This window comes from Paucibacter aquatile, assembly GCF_002885975.1.
Lineage (GTDB): Bacteria > Pseudomonadota > Gammaproteobacteria > Burkholderiales > Burkholderiaceae_C > Paucibacter_A > Paucibacter_A aquatilis.
The window spans coordinates 407085-422431 of sequence record NZ_POSP01000004.1 but is presented as its reverse complement, the minus strand read 5'-3'; the positions used below and the strand labels follow the sequence as shown (position 1 = coordinate 422431).

The 15347-nt window shown below is 66.4% G+C and carries 15 protein-coding genes; 8 read left to right on the top strand and 7 right to left on the bottom strand.

The window, feature by feature from the left end; translation table 11 throughout:
* Window positions 1–69: 69 nt before the first annotated feature.
* Window positions 70–363, top strand: a complete 294-nt coding sequence (rpsT, locus tag C1O66_RS21495) for a 30S ribosomal protein S20 (RefSeq protein WP_102770057.1) — start codon at window positions 70–72, stop codon at window positions 361–363.
* Between the two features lie 123 nt (window positions 364–486).
* Here the strand turns inward: rpsT and C1O66_RS21490 are convergent, their stop codons facing one another.
* Together C1O66_RS21490 and C1O66_RS21485 are read right to left on the bottom strand one after the other, a co-directional pair.
* Entirely contained in the window at window positions 487–1365 is an 879-nt protein-coding gene (locus C1O66_RS21490) for an alpha/beta fold hydrolase (protein ID WP_102770056.1), read from the bottom strand.
* Window positions 1362–2432 carry a M14 family zinc carboxypeptidase gene (locus tag C1O66_RS21485; protein ID WP_243392915.1) on the bottom strand — a complete coding sequence of 357 codons (1071 nt, stop codon included), beginning with the start codon at window positions 2430–2432 and terminating at the stop codon, window positions 1362–1364. Before C1O66_RS21485 ends, C1O66_RS21490 begins: the two co-directional genes overlap by 4 nt.
* Window positions 2433–2612: 180 nt before the next feature.
* Here C1O66_RS21485 and C1O66_RS24005 point away from each other — a divergent pair, with 180 nt between their 5' ends.
* Complete coding sequence (locus C1O66_RS24005) at window positions 2613–2771, top strand: hypothetical protein (RefSeq protein WP_165794730.1); 159 nt, start codon at window positions 2613–2615, stop codon at window positions 2769–2771.
* Between the two features lie 53 nt (window positions 2772–2824).
* On the opposite strand, the gene C1O66_RS21480 is transcribed toward C1O66_RS24005, so the two are convergent.
* Window positions 2825–3184 carry a DUF3579 domain-containing protein gene (locus C1O66_RS21480; RefSeq protein ID WP_102770054.1) on the bottom strand — a complete coding sequence of 120 codons (360 nt, stop codon included), beginning with the start codon at window positions 3182–3184 and terminating at the stop codon, window positions 2825–2827.
* Between the two features lie 246 nt (window positions 3185–3430).
* Between C1O66_RS21480 and C1O66_RS21475 the strand changes: the two genes are divergently transcribed.
* Window positions 3431–4651: an aspartate aminotransferase family protein gene (locus C1O66_RS21475; RefSeq protein WP_165794729.1), complete on the top strand. Its 1221-nt coding sequence runs from the start codon at window positions 3431–3433 to the stop codon at window positions 4649–4651.
* Window positions 4648–5610, top strand: a complete 963-nt coding sequence (gene argF, locus C1O66_RS21470) for an ornithine carbamoyltransferase (protein ID WP_102770052.1) — start codon at window positions 4648–4650, stop codon at window positions 5608–5610. Before C1O66_RS21475 ends, argF begins: the two co-directional genes overlap by 4 nt.
* A 411-nt stretch (window positions 5611–6021) precedes the next feature.
* Here the strand turns inward: argF and C1O66_RS21465 are convergent, their stop codons facing one another.
* The gene (locus C1O66_RS21465) at window positions 6022–6816 is read right to left on the bottom strand and encodes a substrate-binding periplasmic protein (RefSeq protein ID WP_102770051.1); all 795 of its coding nucleotides are present in this window, start codon (window positions 6814–6816) and stop codon (window positions 6022–6024) included.
* A 365-nt stretch (window positions 6817–7181) separates the two neighbouring features.
* Here C1O66_RS21465 and C1O66_RS21460 point away from each other — a divergent pair, with 365 nt between their 5' ends.
* The 3 genes from C1O66_RS21460 (at window position 7182) to C1O66_RS21450 (ending at window position 9913) form a co-directional block, all read left to right on the top strand.
* Window positions 7182–7925: a metallophosphoesterase family protein gene (locus C1O66_RS21460; protein ID WP_102770050.1), complete on the top strand. Its 744-nt coding sequence runs from the start codon at window positions 7182–7184 to the stop codon at window positions 7923–7925.
* A gap of 79 nt (window positions 7926–8004) precedes the next feature.
* The gene (locus C1O66_RS21455) at window positions 8005–9480 is read left to right on the top strand and encodes a bifunctional serine/threonine-protein kinase/universal stress protein (protein WP_102770049.1); all 1476 of its coding nucleotides are present in this window, start codon (window positions 8005–8007) and stop codon (window positions 9478–9480) included.
* A gap of 52 nt (window positions 9481–9532) precedes the next feature.
* Window positions 9533–9913, top strand: coding sequence for a YkgJ family cysteine cluster protein (locus tag C1O66_RS21450; protein ID WP_102770048.1), 381 nt, complete (start codon window positions 9533–9535; stop codon window positions 9911–9913).
* Window positions 9914–9929: 16 nt separating this feature from the next.
* On the opposite strand, the gene C1O66_RS21445 is transcribed toward C1O66_RS21450, so the two are convergent.
* Window positions 9930–11111 carry a tetratricopeptide repeat protein gene (locus tag C1O66_RS21445; protein ID WP_165794728.1) on the bottom strand — a complete coding sequence of 394 codons (1182 nt, stop codon included), beginning with the start codon at window positions 11109–11111 and terminating at the stop codon, window positions 9930–9932.
* A 115-nt stretch (window positions 11112–11226) separates the two neighbouring features.
* On the bottom strand, window positions 11227–12024 hold the full coding sequence (otnI, locus tag C1O66_RS21440) for a 2-oxo-tetronate isomerase (RefSeq protein WP_102770046.1): 798 nt from the start codon (window positions 12022–12024) through the stop codon (window positions 11227–11229).
* 77 nt (window positions 12025–12101) lie between these two features.
* On the opposite strand from otnI, the gene C1O66_RS21435 reads away from it, so the two are divergent.
* Window positions 12102–12473 carry a methylglyoxal synthase gene (locus C1O66_RS21435; protein WP_102770422.1) on the top strand — a complete coding sequence of 124 codons (372 nt, stop codon included), beginning with the start codon at window positions 12102–12104 and terminating at the stop codon, window positions 12471–12473.
* A 12-nt stretch (window positions 12474–12485) separates the two neighbouring features.
* On the opposite strand, the gene pulA is transcribed toward C1O66_RS21435, so the two are convergent.
* Window positions 12486–15290 (bottom strand): pullulanase-type alpha-1,6-glucosidase, encoded by a 2805-nt coding sequence (pulA, locus tag C1O66_RS21430; protein ID WP_102770045.1) that lies wholly within the window; start codon window positions 15288–15290, stop codon window positions 12486–12488.
* Window positions 15291–15347: the final 57 nt, after the last annotated feature.

The following is a 15347-nucleotide window of genomic DNA, read 5'->3' as shown; positions in this document are numbered from 1 at the left end:
GGGCCTTTGTTTCACTGTTATTTCAGTGCTATACTCGCGGTCTTTGCACCAACTGGGTAGATTTACAGCATGGCATCCTCTTCCAAAGTCAAGAAGACTGTCCGTACGGCATCGGGCCTCAAGCGCGCTCGCCAGGACATCAAGCTCAACGCAGCCAACACGGCTCTGCGCTCCCATTTCCGCACGGTCATCAAGAACGTGCAAAAGGCCGTGATCGCTGGCGACAAGCCCAAGGCCGCCGAACTGTTCAAGACCGCTCAATCGGTGATCGACTCGGTCGCTGACAAGGGCATCTTCCACAAGAACAAGGCTGCTCGTCACAAGAGCCGTCTGTCGGCAAAGATCAAGGCGCTGGCCGCCTAACAACCAGTTCTGGTGCAAAGTCGAAAAGCCCGCGCAAGCGGGCTTTTTTGCGTCTGGACCGCGTCAAAGTCGCAAGCACCCTGCTGCGCAGCGCTCAGCCTGCGCCGCATCGCGCCTCCGCCATCAATGCCACTCGCCGTGATCCAGGCCCTGCATGCGACGCATCTTGAGCCAGTCACCCACGGCCTGCGCGACCCAGGGGCCATCATCCAGCGGCAGATCATGCCCGGCATGCTCATGCAGGCGCAAAGGCGCACCCCAGGCCCGGCTGATGGCCTGTGAGCAGCGCCAGTCGACCAGGCGATCGGCCTTGCTGCACAAGAGCAGGATGGGCGCCGCCGGGCGGCGCCGGCTGGCTTCATAGCGCGCGGCCGCCAGCAACTGGCGCACGGTGTTGCGCACACCCACCGGCCGCTCGCGTTGCAAGGCCACCCAGTGATCCAACACCGCCTCGGGCTGCTTGAGCAATCGCGTGGTCATGCGCAGCACCTTGGCCTCGCGCTGGCGATAGCCCAGGCGGCTGAGGCTCAGCATCAGCAAGGTCATGTAGTTCAGCGGCCGCAAGCGGCGGTAAAAAGGGCTGAAAGGACGCAAGCTGGTGTTGATCAAGACTCCGGCGCAGACCTCGCTGGGGTGGCGGGCGATCCAGTCGCTGGCCACCATGGCACCCAGCGACATGGCCAGCACATGGACAGGACCCTGCACACCAAAGCGCGCCAGCTGCGCACGACAAGCCTCCACCATGGCCGGCACCTCGCTCGGGCTGGACTGGCGGTGCAGCATGCCATTGCCCGGCAGATCCAACATGATCAGCTGCGCGCCCGGCTGCTGTTCACGGATCTTGCGCAAGAGCTGCTGCGGGAACTCCCCCCAATGCCCGGACTCGCGGGACAGGCCACGCAACAACACCCAGGTCGCAGCCTCATCAGAAACTGCGGGCTCTGAGGGCAGCAAAGCCTGGGGCACGGTGTCCGCCAATGCCGACGATTTCACCCCGCTCATGCACGTGCTCCCCGCCGGTACCAGCGATTCAAGGCCTGCTCTTCATGCCAGAGCCGCTGCGGCCCCGAAGGCAACCAGCGCGGCATGCCGGCCGCCGCCCGAAGAATGAAATCCAGCCATGCGATATGGCGGCGCAGCACACGCTGCTGACGATGACTGACCAAGGGGTTGAACATGCCGTGACGGGAAAACAATTGCCGAGGATTCTTCCTGATCCACAGCCATGAACCCATCTCCAGGGTCAATGGCAGGTGCAGGCAGGCCGGGCGGCTGCAGGCCTGCAGGTAGAGATGGTCCCACAGGTCGCCATGCGTGAGGTACTGGCGGCTCTGCGGCTCAAAAACATAACGGTGTTGCGCGTGGGTCTGATCGAGGATCTGACTCAGCGCGTGCATCTCGGCCAGGTGAGGGATCGGCCGCGCTGAATGGGCGTAAGGAAACCAGATCCGGTCGACCAGGCCAAAACCCGAATGGCAATCGACCGCCAGCGATTGCCCGTGGCTGAGCAGTTCACGCTCCACCAGACCACACAAGGCCTGGCTTTCAGCCTCCATCGGCCCGGCCTCGATACCGCGGTACCACGGCAGTTTGGCGCTGAGGCGCTGACCACCCACCCAGGGCGAGGCGCCGGCACCGGCATCCACGGGGGCATTGCGCATCAAATCCACGCCCTGAGGATTGGCCCGGGTGCCACGCCAGATGCCGCCCGGATTGACCAGGGGCAGAAACACCACACGCAAAGACTCGAGCATGCGATGCAGGCTGCTGTCCCATTTCAGGCGCGAGATCAGGCTGGCCAAAAATGCCATCACAACCTCGGCGCCGATGCGCTCGAGTCCGTGAACCCCGCCGAAAAACCCGACCGCAGGCACCGCAGGATCGGGGTTACCCAAGGTCAGGGCCAGCACCGGCAGACTGCCGCCCGGCAACACCACATCACCCAGGTGATGACGCTGCAAAAGCGCCCCACCCTGCTGCAGCAAATGCTCCAGCTCCGCCAGCTCGGGCAGCGCCGGTGCGGGCAAAGACAGGCTGCGCTGCGCTGAAGAGGAGTGAAAACCAGGCACCGGACGGAATCCGCTGAGACCAGACGTTTGGACGCCCGCGCAGGCGCGCGGAAGGCGGCAAGCATAGCTGCTGAATGCGGCGGACTCCAGACCTTGCTGCAGCCAGGGTGCATCTGACCAGCCGAAGGGCTCAGGTCAGCCGTCACCAATTCTTCACAATGCCGGTTTAGCCTCCTCCTCATGGACATCCAGGCCCAAACCCCACACACCGACACCTGCGCCGACACCTACACGCCCAGCCTGGGCCAGCGCCTGCGTCAACAGCTCAGCTGGCTGCTCTGCCTGCTCGGTGGCGGGATCGAAATGCTGGCCTTGCTGAGGGCACGCCGCGGCCGCTGAAGCCACGCCCGAAGCGGCAACCACCCCGCCCAGGCACCCGACCTCGCATCGCTTCAGTCCGTGGATTTGGGCGCGGGCGACGAAGCGGCCGCAGAGCCAGCCTCGGGCAGCAAACAGGCCTCGGCGACCTGCAGATTGTTGTCACGCGCGAAGTTCATGACGAAGTCCCAGGCCATGGGCTCCAGGCGACGCAATTCTTCGTTGACGATCACGCATTTGACGCCGTTGATCACCCGCGGCACGCACAGCGGCGAATAGCCGATGTAGGCGCCAATCCCGCCGCGCGCGCCACCCGGGCGGAAGCAGGACATGGCGCCCGCCAGACGCTCGGCCCAGTCGCTGGGCCGGAAGGTCCGGCCCTCCAGGGTGAGGCCCTGGATGAAAACTTCGCGCGATTTGGGGGACTGGCTCATGGGTGGGCGACTTCGACGCCGGGCTGGGTGCCAACCCCGCGGCCGCGAAAATAGACGGTTTTACGACAGGCGCTATTGTGCCCTGGATGTGTTGCGCCGCAGCACAGGCAGTCCAGGAAGACCGGACATTCGCACGCGTCAGGCCGGTGTCAGGCCGTGAAGAAAGACCAGGCCTTTAGAATCCGCCGACGTTTCGGGCCGCCGAAACGTCTTCTTTTTTTGCATGCCCCAACCCATGGAGAGTTGATGAACGCCCCCGTTGTCCCGTCTGCTGTTGTGCCGTCCGAACCTCACGTGATGCAAACCTATGGCCGTCTGCCCATCGCCCTGGCGCGTGGCGAAGGCTGCTGGGTCTGGGACGTGAACGGCCGACGATACCTGGACGGGCTGGGCGGCATTGCCGTCAACACCCTGGGCCATGCGCATCCGCGCCTGGTGCCGGCCCTGCAGGAGCAGGTGGCCACGCTGATGCACAGCAGCAACTACTACCACGTGCCGCTGCAGGAGCAGCTGGCCGCCAAGCTGTGCGAGCTGTCCGGCCTGGACGTGGCCTTCTTCTGCAACAGCGGCCTGGAGGCCAATGAAGCGGCGCTGAAGATCGCCCGCAAGTTCGGCAACGACCGGGGCAACCACAACCCGGAAGTGCTGGTGTTTGAAGGCGCCTTCCACGGGCGGTCGATCGCCACGCTTTCGGCCACGGCCAACCCCAAGATCCATGCCGGCTTCGGCCCGCTGGTGCCCGGTTTCGTGCGCGTGCCTCTGAACAATCTGGCCGCGGTCGAAGCCGCGCTGGACGCCCACCCCAACATCACCGCCGTCTTCCTGGAAACGATTCAGGGCGAAGGCGGCATCAACGAAGCGCGCATCGAGTTCCTGCAAGGCCTGCGCCGCATCTGCGACCAGCGCGATCTGCTGCTGATGCTGGACGAGGTGCAGTGCGGCATCGGCCGCACCGGCAAGTGGTTCGCGCACCAGTGGGCCGGCATCCGGCCCGATGTCATGCCTCTGGCCAAGGGCCTGGGTTCGGGCGTGCCCATCGGCGCCGTGGTCTGCGGCCCGCGCGCCGCCAAGATCATGCAGCCGGGCAACCACGGCACCACCTTCGGCGGCAACCCGCTGGCCATGCGTGCCGGTGTCGAGACGCTGAAGATCATGGAAGAAGACGGCCTGCTGGCGCACGCCGCCTTGGTTGGCAGCGAACTCAAGGCAGCGCTGAAAGCGGGCCTGGACGGCGTGCCTGGCGTGGTGGAAGTGCGTGGCCAGGGCCTGATGCTGGGCGTGGCCCTGGATCGCCCCTGCGGCGCCCTGCTGCAGCGCGCGGCCGATGCCGGCCTGATGATCAGCGTCACCGCCGAGCGCGTGGTGCGCCTGGTGCCGGCCCTGATCCTGAGCCGCGAGGAAGCCGCCCAGATCGCCGCCATCCTGGTGCCCTTGATCAAGACCTTCCTGTCGGAGCCGCAAGCATGAAGCCCGGCAACGCACTGATGCGCCACTACCTGCAGTTCAAGGATTTCCGCGCTGAGGAGTACGCTTATCTGTTCGAGCGCGCCGCCATCATCAAGCGCCGCTTCAAGAACTACGAGCGCTACCAGCCCCTGGCCGACCGCTCGCTGGCCATGATCTTCGAGAAGGCCAGCACGCGCACCCGCGTCAGCTTCGAGGCCGGCATGTACCAGATGGGCGGCTCGGTGGTGCACCTGACCACAGGCGACAGCCAGCTGGGCCGCGCCGAGCCCATCGAGGACAGTGCCCGCGTGATCAGCCGCATGGTGGACCTGGTGATGATCCGCACCTTCGAGCAGACCAAGATCGAGCGCTTTGCGGCGCACTCGCGCGTGCCCGTGATCAACGGCCTGACCAACGAGTACCACCCCTGCCAGATTCTGGCCGATCTGTTCACCTTCATCGAGAACCGCGGCATGAACCAGCGCGGCATCGTCGATGCCGACTGCCTCAAAGGCCGGGTCGTGGCCTGGGTGGGTGATGGCAACAACATGGCCAACACCTGGCTGCAGGCGGCCGAGATCCTGGGCTTCACCGTCCATGTCAGCACGCCCAGCGGCTACGAGGTGGACGCGCAGGTGGCAGGCATCCAGAACACCGACTGCTACAAGGTCTTCAAGAACCCGCTCGATGCCTGCCGCGGCGCCGACCTCGTGACCACCGATGTCTGGACCAGCATGGGCTATGAGGCCGAGAACGACAAGCGCCGCGAAGCCTTTGCCGACTGGTGCGTCGATGCCGAGATGATGGGCGTGGCCAAGCCCGACGCCCTTTTCATGCACTGCCTGCCCGCCCACCGCGGCGAAGAGGTGACCGCCGAGGTGATCGACGGCCCCCAATCCGTCGTCTGGGACGAGGCTGAAAACAGAATGCACGTGCAAAAGGCACTCATGGAGTACCTTTTGCTCGGGCGGATCGGCTGACAGCCGAGACGCGCCCGCCAGGGTGCATTCTGTTTGGGCTTGGCTCACTTTGCGACGCAAAGTGAAGCGCCGCCAGGCGCGGCAAAGACCAGAATCGCATGCATGTGCAGAAGGCACTCATGGAGTACCTACTGCTAGGTCGCATCGGCTGACCAGCCGATGTGAACCCTGCCCGTCAAGGCAGCATGCGATTCGGGGTGCACTCACTTGGCGCCCGCCAAGTGAAGCCGCGTCAGCGGCGGGTGCACACCCAAACAGAATGCACGTGCAGAAGGCTGAGTCAGGGCCGAAGACAGGCCCCACGGCCTGTCTGACGCCTGACGAAGGCCAGCCCTTGTCCGCAAGGGCTGGCACTCATGGAGTACCTTCTGCTGGGTCGCATCGGCTGACCAGCCGCCGCGTGCGAGCCGCTCAGCGCGGACGCACGCTGCCGGTCAAGCTGCCCGGCGGGTAGTGTTTGACGAATTCGCGCCAGATCTGACCCGACTTGGCCGCGCGCTCCAGCAGCGCCAGCAGGCTCTGCCGGTCTGCTTCGGACAAGGCGGTCTTGGAGACGTAGACACCGCTCTCACCCCAGGGCAGTTCGTCCATCGGCTCGTAGCGCAGCTGCTCCAGCAAAGGCCGCACACGGGCATCGCCCAGCATGGCACCGACCAGGATGCTGGGTGCCATCACCGTAGCCTCGGCCATGCCATTGCCCAACATGCGGGCCACCGACACGGCATCCACCGCCAGCAACAGGCGCCCCTGCTGGTCCAGCTCCTTGATCAGCGCCTGGTACGACTCGCCGTAATCAAAGCCCCGCACCAGCACCACGCGGATCTCGCGGCGCGCCTGCAAATCGGCCAGGTTGCGCAGCGGCGCGCGCTCCGCATGCATCATGGAGATCACCATGGCCCGGCTGCTGACCATGGGCACGAACACGCCCGATTCATCGCGCTTGGGCGTGCGTGTGGCGGGCACCAGCAAATCGGCGCGGCCGGTCTCGAACATCAGCTCCTGCCGCGCCCGAGGCACCACCGAGAACTTCAGCGGGCAGCCCTCACGAGCCAGGCTGCTGCGCAAGACCTCGGGGTAAACGCCCGCGACCTCCTCGCCCGTCACCGTGACGCTGAGACCAATCGGCGCCACGGGCACCACCAGCTCGCGCGAACAGCCGGCTTGCGCCGCCGCTGCGCCAGGCAGGGCCGCCAAGGCCAGGGCCATCAGACCCGCGGACCCGGCCGCCCGACAAGTGTTCGCTCCTTCGCACCACGGCCACCGCAACATCAGGCACCTTTTGAGAATTTCGGGGGATTGCAGGCACACGAAAGGCCCGCTTGCGAGTCGCCCGCAGCTTACGCGATCTGGCGTTTTCGCGTGTCGCTGCCGCGCGAATGCAGGGGCGGGTCAATCCTGTTGCCCTTTGTGCCCGCAAACGGCAAGCTGCACCGGAGGCCAGGGCTGCGCAAGACCTGGCACCCCCGATCCAACGCCGCGGCCACCCGCCCCCCTCCTCCAACTCCGGGCTTCACCGCCTTCTGCCTGCCTTCAGCCTGCCGTCAGCCGCTCATGGCAAGCTCAGCATCGCCATGAAAATTGCCCTCATTTCCGACATCCATTCCAATGCGCAGGCTTTCGCTGCGGTGCTTGAGCATGCCCAGGCCCAGGGCGTCAGCGACTACGCCTTGCTCGGCGATTTCGTCGGCTACGGCGGCGACCCGGCCTGGGTGGTGGACAAGGTGGCCGAGCTGGTGGCGCGGGGCGCCGTGGCGGTCATGGGCAACCACGATGCCGCCGTGGTGCAAGGCAGCTCCAGCACCATGCGCGAAGACGCCCGCCTGGCGGTGGAATGGACCCATTCCCGCCTGAACCCAGCCCAGCTCGAGTTCCTGTCCAAGCTGCCGCTGAGCGTCACCCGCGAGGACCGGCTCTATGTCCACGCCAATGCCTTCGACCCGGCTGGCTACGAATACATCCAGGGCCGCCTGGAAGCCATGCGCAGCCTGCATGCCACCGAATGCCGCTACACCTTTTGCGGCCACATGCACGAGCCCATGCTCTACCACCTGAGCCTGACCGGCAAGGCCGGTGAGTTCACCCCGGCCGAGGGCGTCAGCATCCCCTTGCTGCCCAATCGCCAGTGGCTGACCATCCCCGGCTCCTGCGGCCAGCCGCGTGATGGCAACCCTGCCGCCTGCTACGCCATCTTCGACAGCGCGGCGAGCGAGCTGAGCTTTCAGCGCGTGGCCTACGACGCCGAAGCGGCGGCAGCCCAGATTCGCGCTGCCGGCTTGCCCGAGCGCCTGGCCGCGCGCCTGCTGCAAGGCGAGTAGCATCCCGATTCAAGGCAAGACCTGACCCCATACTCGCGGCCAGAGGCCGCACTGGCCCCAGCACAGGATCTTCACCACCATGCCCAGTTCCGCGTCCGGCCCCCACAGCGTCCAGCACCTCCCGCCGCCCCTGGGCCCGCTGGAACCTGGCATGGAGCTGGACGGCTTCCGCCTGGAAGAACGCATGCACCAGGGCGGCATGGCCCATATCTGGCGCGTGACGCGGCTGCAGCCCAAGCCCGGTGAAGACTTTCCGCTGATCATGAAGGTGCCGCGCATCAAGGGCGGCGAGGACCCGGCCACCATCGTCGGCTTCGAGGTCGAGCAGATGCTGATGCCGGCGCTCAAAGGCCCGCATGTGCCGCGTTTCGTGGCCCGCGGCGACTGGACCCGCCAGGCCTATATCGTGATGGAACAGGTGCAGGGTCAGTCCTTGCGGCCGCGTCTGGATGAGGCACCGCTGCCACTTGACGAGGTGGTGGACATCGGCATCCGCGTGGCCACCGCCCTGCAAGACCTGCACCGCCAGCATGTGGTGCACCTGGACATCAAGCCCAGCAACATCATGTTCCGGCCCGACGGCCTGGCCGTGCTGGTGGACTTCGGCCTGTCGCGCCACGACCACCTGCCCGATCTGCTGGAGGAAGAGTTCTCCCTGCCCATGGGCACGGGGCCGTACATGTCGCCCGAGCAGGTGCAATTCGTGCGCAACGACCCGCGCAGCGATCTGTTTGCCCTGGGCGTCATGCTCTACCACCTGGCCACCGGTGAGCGGCCTTTCGGCCAGCCCAGCTCGGTGCGCGGCCTGCGCCGCCGGCTCTACATCGAACCGGTGCCCCCGCGTGCCATCGACCCCGAGCTGCCACGCTGGTTCCAGGAGGTGGTGCTGCACTGCCTCGAGGTCAAGCCCGAGCGCCGCTACCAAAGTGCCGCCCAGCTGGCCCTGGATCTGCAGCAGCCCGAAGGCGTGACGCTGACCCGGCGCGCCGACAAGATGACGGGCAGCAGCAGCCTCAAGACCCTGAAGCGCTGGTTCTTCGCACTGGGCTCGGAGCCAGCGCCGCAGGCCACCGTCACCACCCAGGTCACGCGCAGCCCCATCATCATGGCCGCAGTCGACACGCAGCACGCCACGCCGGCCCTGCTGGAACAGCTGCGCGAGACCGTGCGCCGCATCGTGCAGACCGAGCCGGGCGCCCGACTGGCCTGCGTCAGCGTGATGAAGATTGCCCGCATCGGCATGGACGAGCTGACCGACAAGGATGGCAAGAGTGTGCATGTGAAGCAGCTGATAGCCCTCAAGCACTGGGCGCGGCCGATCAGCAAGGCGCTGAATCTGGAAGACGGCCGCCTGACCTTCCATGTGCTGGAAGCCCCGGACGTGGCCACCGCCATCATCGAGTTCGCCGCCAAGAACGGCGCCGATCACATCATCATGGGCGCGCGCGGCGCCTCGGCCCTGCGCCGCTATCTGGGCAGTGTGTCGGCCCAGGTGGTGACGCAGTCGGAATGCTCGGTCACCGTGGTGCGAGAACCGCTGGGCGCCGAGGCCTGAGCAAGTCCGGCGGGCAGCGCATCGCTCAAGCGCAGCTCACTACACTGGCGTGATGTCCACCACTGCGCCCTCCCTTACCCCCGCTCCAGCGCCCGCTCCAGCGCCGGCTGCCAACCCCTGCATCCAATGCGGCGCGTGCTGCGCCAGCTTCCGCGTCGATTTCGCACGCGAAGAGCTGCAAAGCGAGGGCGGCTGCGTGCCCGATGGCCTGAGCGTGGAGCTCAACGACAGCCTGGCCCGCATGCGCGGCACCGACCATGCCCGCCCGCGTTGCGCCGCCCTGGTGGGCACTGTGGGCCAGGCCGCGCATTGCGGCATCTACGAGTGGCGCCCCGGTCCTTGCCGGGAGTTCGGCTTGCGCGCGCCCATGGGCATAGGGGATGAGGCTTGTGCACGAGCCCGGGCGAGGCACGGCTTACCGCCGCTCGCCTGAGCCCATACAACGCCGCTCAATGGAAGATGTGCTTGCGAGAGCGCAGTGAATCCATTTTGGCGGTGTAAAGCTGCTTCTCGCGCTCGGTGCTGCTGTTCTCCAAGGCCAAGGCCATGTGCTTGTGGGCGGCTTTGACATCGCCCAAGCCATAGTTGGCCAGCGCCGCCCAGAAATGGAACTCATGAAAAAAGGCAGAGCGCGCCAACTCGCGTTCAAACAAGGCCTTGGCCTGCTGATAGTCGCCCCGCTGCATGGCAAGCACACCTTCGTCAAAAAACTTGTAAGGCGGGTAAGGCTGCAAGTCGCGCAAGCGCGCGCTCAGGCTCGCGGCGGCCTGTGACTGCCCGCTTGCTTCAAGCACCAGCACCAGATTGGACATGGCCTGCACATTCTCTGGCTCCAAACTCAAGACCGCCTGAAAGCTGGCCTTGGCCAAATCCAGTTCCCCTCGGCGACGATAGACCACGCCAAGCGTGTTGTAGGCCGACAGCATTCTCGGGTCAGCCTGCAGCGAAGCTCGCACCCACCAATAGGCATCGTCCACGGCACCCTGAGCCAAGCTTTCGGCCGCACGGTTGTTCATGAACATGGCGATCACGGTGTGCTCTTCAATCAAACGACGCCGCTGCCCGCGCAGATCCACACCAGGCAGGAAATCAACCGTCATCATCTCCAGTTCCTGGAGCGACGTGGCGTTGATTTCAGACCGGCGCGCTGCCAGAGCCATATTGACATGGCCGGTCTGGAAGTACATATCGCCGCGCCGACTCCAGAACTCGTCCACAAACACGCTGTGAAAGCGCACCGGCAAGTTCAGATGCTTGGCGAAGGCTGCTGTCATGATCACCAGCGACAGGCAATTGCCCCGCCGCTGCTCAAAGGCCTGGGCCGCCGTGCGGGTGACTTCAGAGTCGTAATCCAGCTGCAACTGGCCCTTGGTGTAGAGCGAATCGAGCAAGGCCTCGCGCGCCCCGCGGCTGCGGATGCGGTAGGCGATCTCATGATCGACATAGTCCCGCATGGCCGGACTCAAGGCGAACACCGCCTCAGCCGAGATCGGGCTGCTGCTGGGCTTGAACAAATCATCGCGCAGCAGCTCCGGCGCGGGTCCGCTGGGCACCGCCACGCTGGCGCAGGCCGACAAAAGGCCGACTGCGGCCCACAGACACAGATACCGCAACCCCGACACGATGCTCATGGCCGCCCCCTTTCCCTGCGCTTCAGCAAGACCGGCCGAATCGCCGGTGATGTTCAAAGTGTAGGCAGCGCCCGCCCAATTGCGACCCCAGAAGAACACCCATGACTTTCGATCCTCAGGACGCAGTGCGCAGCCAGCCCAAGCCTGCCGACGTCCCCGCCGGCACCGTGCCGCGCGCCGGCCGGTATTCGCAGCCCACCCAGCCCACATAGCCCAGCTCATCGATGAGCCGGAACAGGTGGCGGTAGTTGATCTCGCCGACATCCGGCTCATGTCGCTCGGGCACGCCAGCGATCTGCAGGTGGCCGACACGGCCGCTGGGTAGGTACTGGCGCAGCTTGGTGCTCAGGTCGCCCTCGCTGATTTGCGCGTGGTACAGATCCATCTGCACCTGGAGATTGGGCGCGGCGATTTCGTCGAGCAAGGCATGGGCCTGATCCTGGCGCTGCAGAAAATAGCCGGGCATGTCGCGCTGGTTGATGGGCTCGATCATCAAGCTCACGCCTTGGGCCGCTGCCAAGCCGGCAGCCTCGCGAAGGCGCCGAACATACAAGGCCCGCGCAGTTGCAGGCGACTCATCGGCAGGGATCAGGCCGGCCATCACATGTAGCCGCGGGCATTGCAGCGCCCGGGCATAGACCAGGGCCTGCTCGATGCCGGCTAAAAACTCGGCATCGCGCCCGGGCAGACAGGCCAGGCCGCGCTCACCGGCCGCCCAATCGCCCGGCGGGGCGTTGAACAGCACCTGCTGCAGCCGGTGCTCTTGCAGCCGGGCTGCCAGCGCCTCGGGCGCAAAGCCATAGGGAAACAGGAACTCAACCGCCTGGAAACCATCGCGCGCGGCGGCGGCAAAGCGGTCGAGGAAATCCAGCTCGGTGTAAAGCATGGACAGATTGGCAGCGAAGCGGGGCATGGCAGGTCCGGGCAGCAAGCGATTTGGTAACTCGATTGATTGTGTCCCGCCGAGCCGGACTCACTAAGATGCCCGCCATGAAACTCGCACTGATCGCCCACGACGGCAAGAAAAACGAGATGGTCGCGCTGGCGGCCGAGTTCAAGGCCTTTTTGCAGGGTTGTCAGCTGATGGCCACCGGCACCACCGGCGGCCGCCTGGTGGCCGAGCTAGGCCTGAGCGTGGAGCGACTGCTCAGCGGCCCGAATGGTGGCGATTTGCAGATCGGCGCGCGCCTGGCCGTCGGCGAGGTGGATGCCGTGATCTTTCTGCGCGACCCGATGACGCCGCAGCCGCACGAACCGGACATCAACGCCCTGGTGCGCGCCTGCGACGTGCACAACGTGCCCTGCGCCACCAACACGGCCGGCGCCCGGCTGATGCTGGAGCGCTGGGCTCAGCTGCGCTGAAGCCGAGCCAACTCAGCGCTCGACCAGCACCAGGGCCGTGCGCCCCGGCACTTTGATCTGGCCGCTGGCGGCCTCGAAGGCGAACTCCCGCTTCGGCCGCGGGTCCGCCGCCCCGGGCGCCAGATGCACCGGGTGCAGCACATAGCGCCGTCCGGCCAGCTCGGGCAAGTTCAACACCTGAGCCTCAGGGCTGGTGTTGAGGAAATAGGCCAGGCGGGCAAAGCCCGCGTCCTTCAGGCCCTGACCGTCGATTTCAGCGGCCAGCACCATCGGGTTCTGCGCCGGGCCGGTGTTGAGAAAACGCAGGCGCTGGCGGATCTCGACCGCGCTGCTCAGGCGCAGCAGGCGGCTGCTGGCGCGGATCTTCAGCAGGTCCCGAAAGCCATCGCGCATCCAGGCGATCTCGGCCGGCCCGGGGGCGATGCCCGGGTCGGCCAGCAAGGGCGCCAGCCAGGGGTACATGGCCTGGTTGTCGGCAGCCGGCGGCAGGCCGGTGCCGAAGAAGTTGCGCTGGTAACTCCAGTCCAGACGATTGAACCAGTCACCCGAGTCATAGCTGTTGCGGTCCAGCGATTTGGAGCGCAGCACATCGATGCCGGCGTGGAAGTAGGCCACGCCCTGGCTGAAGGCCGTCAGCGCCGCACCCAGCAGCTGGACGCGTGCACGCTCGGCGCGCGGCGTGTCCTGGGGCAGCTTGAGCACGTTGATGTCGAACAGGGTCTGGTTGTCGTGGTTGTCCACGTAATTGACCACCTCACCGGGCTCCGAGACATAGCCGGCCGGCTGGTCGCCGTAGGCGATCTGCTCCGCACGCAGGCGCGGGCCGCGCCAGGTGTCCAGCTCGAAGTCGCGCAGCGAGCCGGCCAGGCCCACGCGCAGCAGGTCGGCACTGGCCATCAGCTGCGTGGCCGCTGCAGGCGCGCCGGCGTGGCGCTTGGGCGCATATCCCAATCCGTTGAGCCAGCCCTGGTTTTTCAGCACATCGAGGCCGTTGTCGCCAGCGCTGCCGCCGCGGGCCGCGTCACGGGCGCGGTCGCTGAAGGTGCCGATGCCGCTGCCGTTGAGCGAGAGCTGGGAGGCTTGAACGAAACGGGCACCATTGGCCACCTCGCCGAAGTTCCAGCCCTCGCCGATCAGCTGCACCGGCTGGCCCGCGGCCGCATTGACGCGCTGCTGCAGCGCCTCCATCACCGCGCGCGGCTGGTGGGCCATGAGGTCAAAGCGGAAGGAATCGATGCGGTACTCGCGCGCCCACATCGCCACCGAGTCGATCATCAGCTTGGCCATCATGCGCTGCTCGGTGGCCGTGTTGTCGCAGCAGGTCGAACGCTCGACCTGGCCCTTGGCATCGAGGCGCTGGTAGTAGCCGGGCACGATGCGGTCGAGCACCGAATGGCGCCCCTGGCCGCTGGCGGCCGTGTGGTTGTAGACCACGTCCATGCCAACGCGCAGGCCCGCACCGTGCAGGGCCTGCACCATCTGGCGGAACTCGCGGATGCGGCGCTCTCCGCGCTGCGCATCGCTGGCGTAGCTGCCCTCGGGCGCGCTGTAGTGCCAGGGGTCATAACCCCAATTGAAGCAATCCTGGCCGGCCACCTTCATCACCGCGGCCTGCTGGGCCGGGCTGTCCGGTGCGGCCGCCTCCGGCACTTGCGGCGTCAGGCAGCCTTGCTCGGGCACGCTGGCCAGGTCGAACACCGGCAGCAGATGCACATCGGTCAGGCCGGCCTGAGCCAAGGCGCGCAGGTGGCGCATGCCTTGCGAGCCGGCCTGGGTGAAGGCCAGGTATTTGCCGCGCTGCGCCGGCGGAACGCTGGCGTCGCCGATGGAGAAATCGCGCACATGGAGCTCGTAAATCACCATATCGGTGGACTGCCGCACCCGGGCCGAGGCCTGGCGGTGCGCGCGGCGGTCTTGCCAGCCGGGCGGCTGCAGGCGCGGATCGGCCCAATCGACCACCATGCTGCGCGCCGAATCGGCGCTGAGGCTCAGCGAGTAGGGATCGGTCACCCGGTTGCGCACCCGACCCAGGCCGGGCACCCAGACCTCGACCAGATAGCGGTAGTAGCTGCCGCTCAAATTCGCGGTCAGGCGCTGCTGCCACAAGCCACTGCGCGGATCGAAGGTCAGCGCTTTCACGTCCTCCGCCGGGCTCTCTGGGCCGGCATAGCGGCACAAGTGCACCTGCTGCGCGGTCGGCGCCCAGAGCTTGAACTCTGTCTGCCGGCCCTTCTTCACCACCGCGCCCAGCTCGTCCGCCGCTTCGGCTGCATCAGCGTAGAGCGCATCGAGGGCACCCGGTGTCTGCAGGCCGGTGACCGCCAGCACCTGGCCGGCCGCGTCTTCCTTGACCAGGAGCAGCTCACCGCGCAAGAGCTGGGGCAAGCGGGCTTGGTCGGCCGCACTCAGGGCCAGGCGCAAGCCGGGGCCGAAGGATTCGAGGTACTTGAAACGCTGAGCCAGCTCAGGGAGCAGCTGGGCCTCGCTGAGCGCCAGTTCGACGCGCTGCTCCACGCCATGAGCTGCCGCACCGAACTTAACCTGCATACCGCCGCGCGCGCTGGCCAGCAGGGCCGCGCGCTCGCCGGGCGCCAGGCTCTGGCCCGGCCACTGCAGCAGCGCCGGGCTCAGGGCAAAGGCGCGGGCCTCGGGCGCGGCCATGGCGGCCTGCTGCAAGACGGTGGCCGCATCAGCGCTGTCACAGGCGGCACGCAGCTCGGCGGCTGAAGCAGCAGTGACTGATCCGGCCCAAGTGGCACTGGACAGCAAGTTCAGCGCAAGGATCAGGCCCAGCCGGGAGGAAGAAAGGGAAGTCATCGACAGCGATCCGATCCGGTGCAAGAGGTGAAGTCGCTGCGCCCACAGGACCCGCAG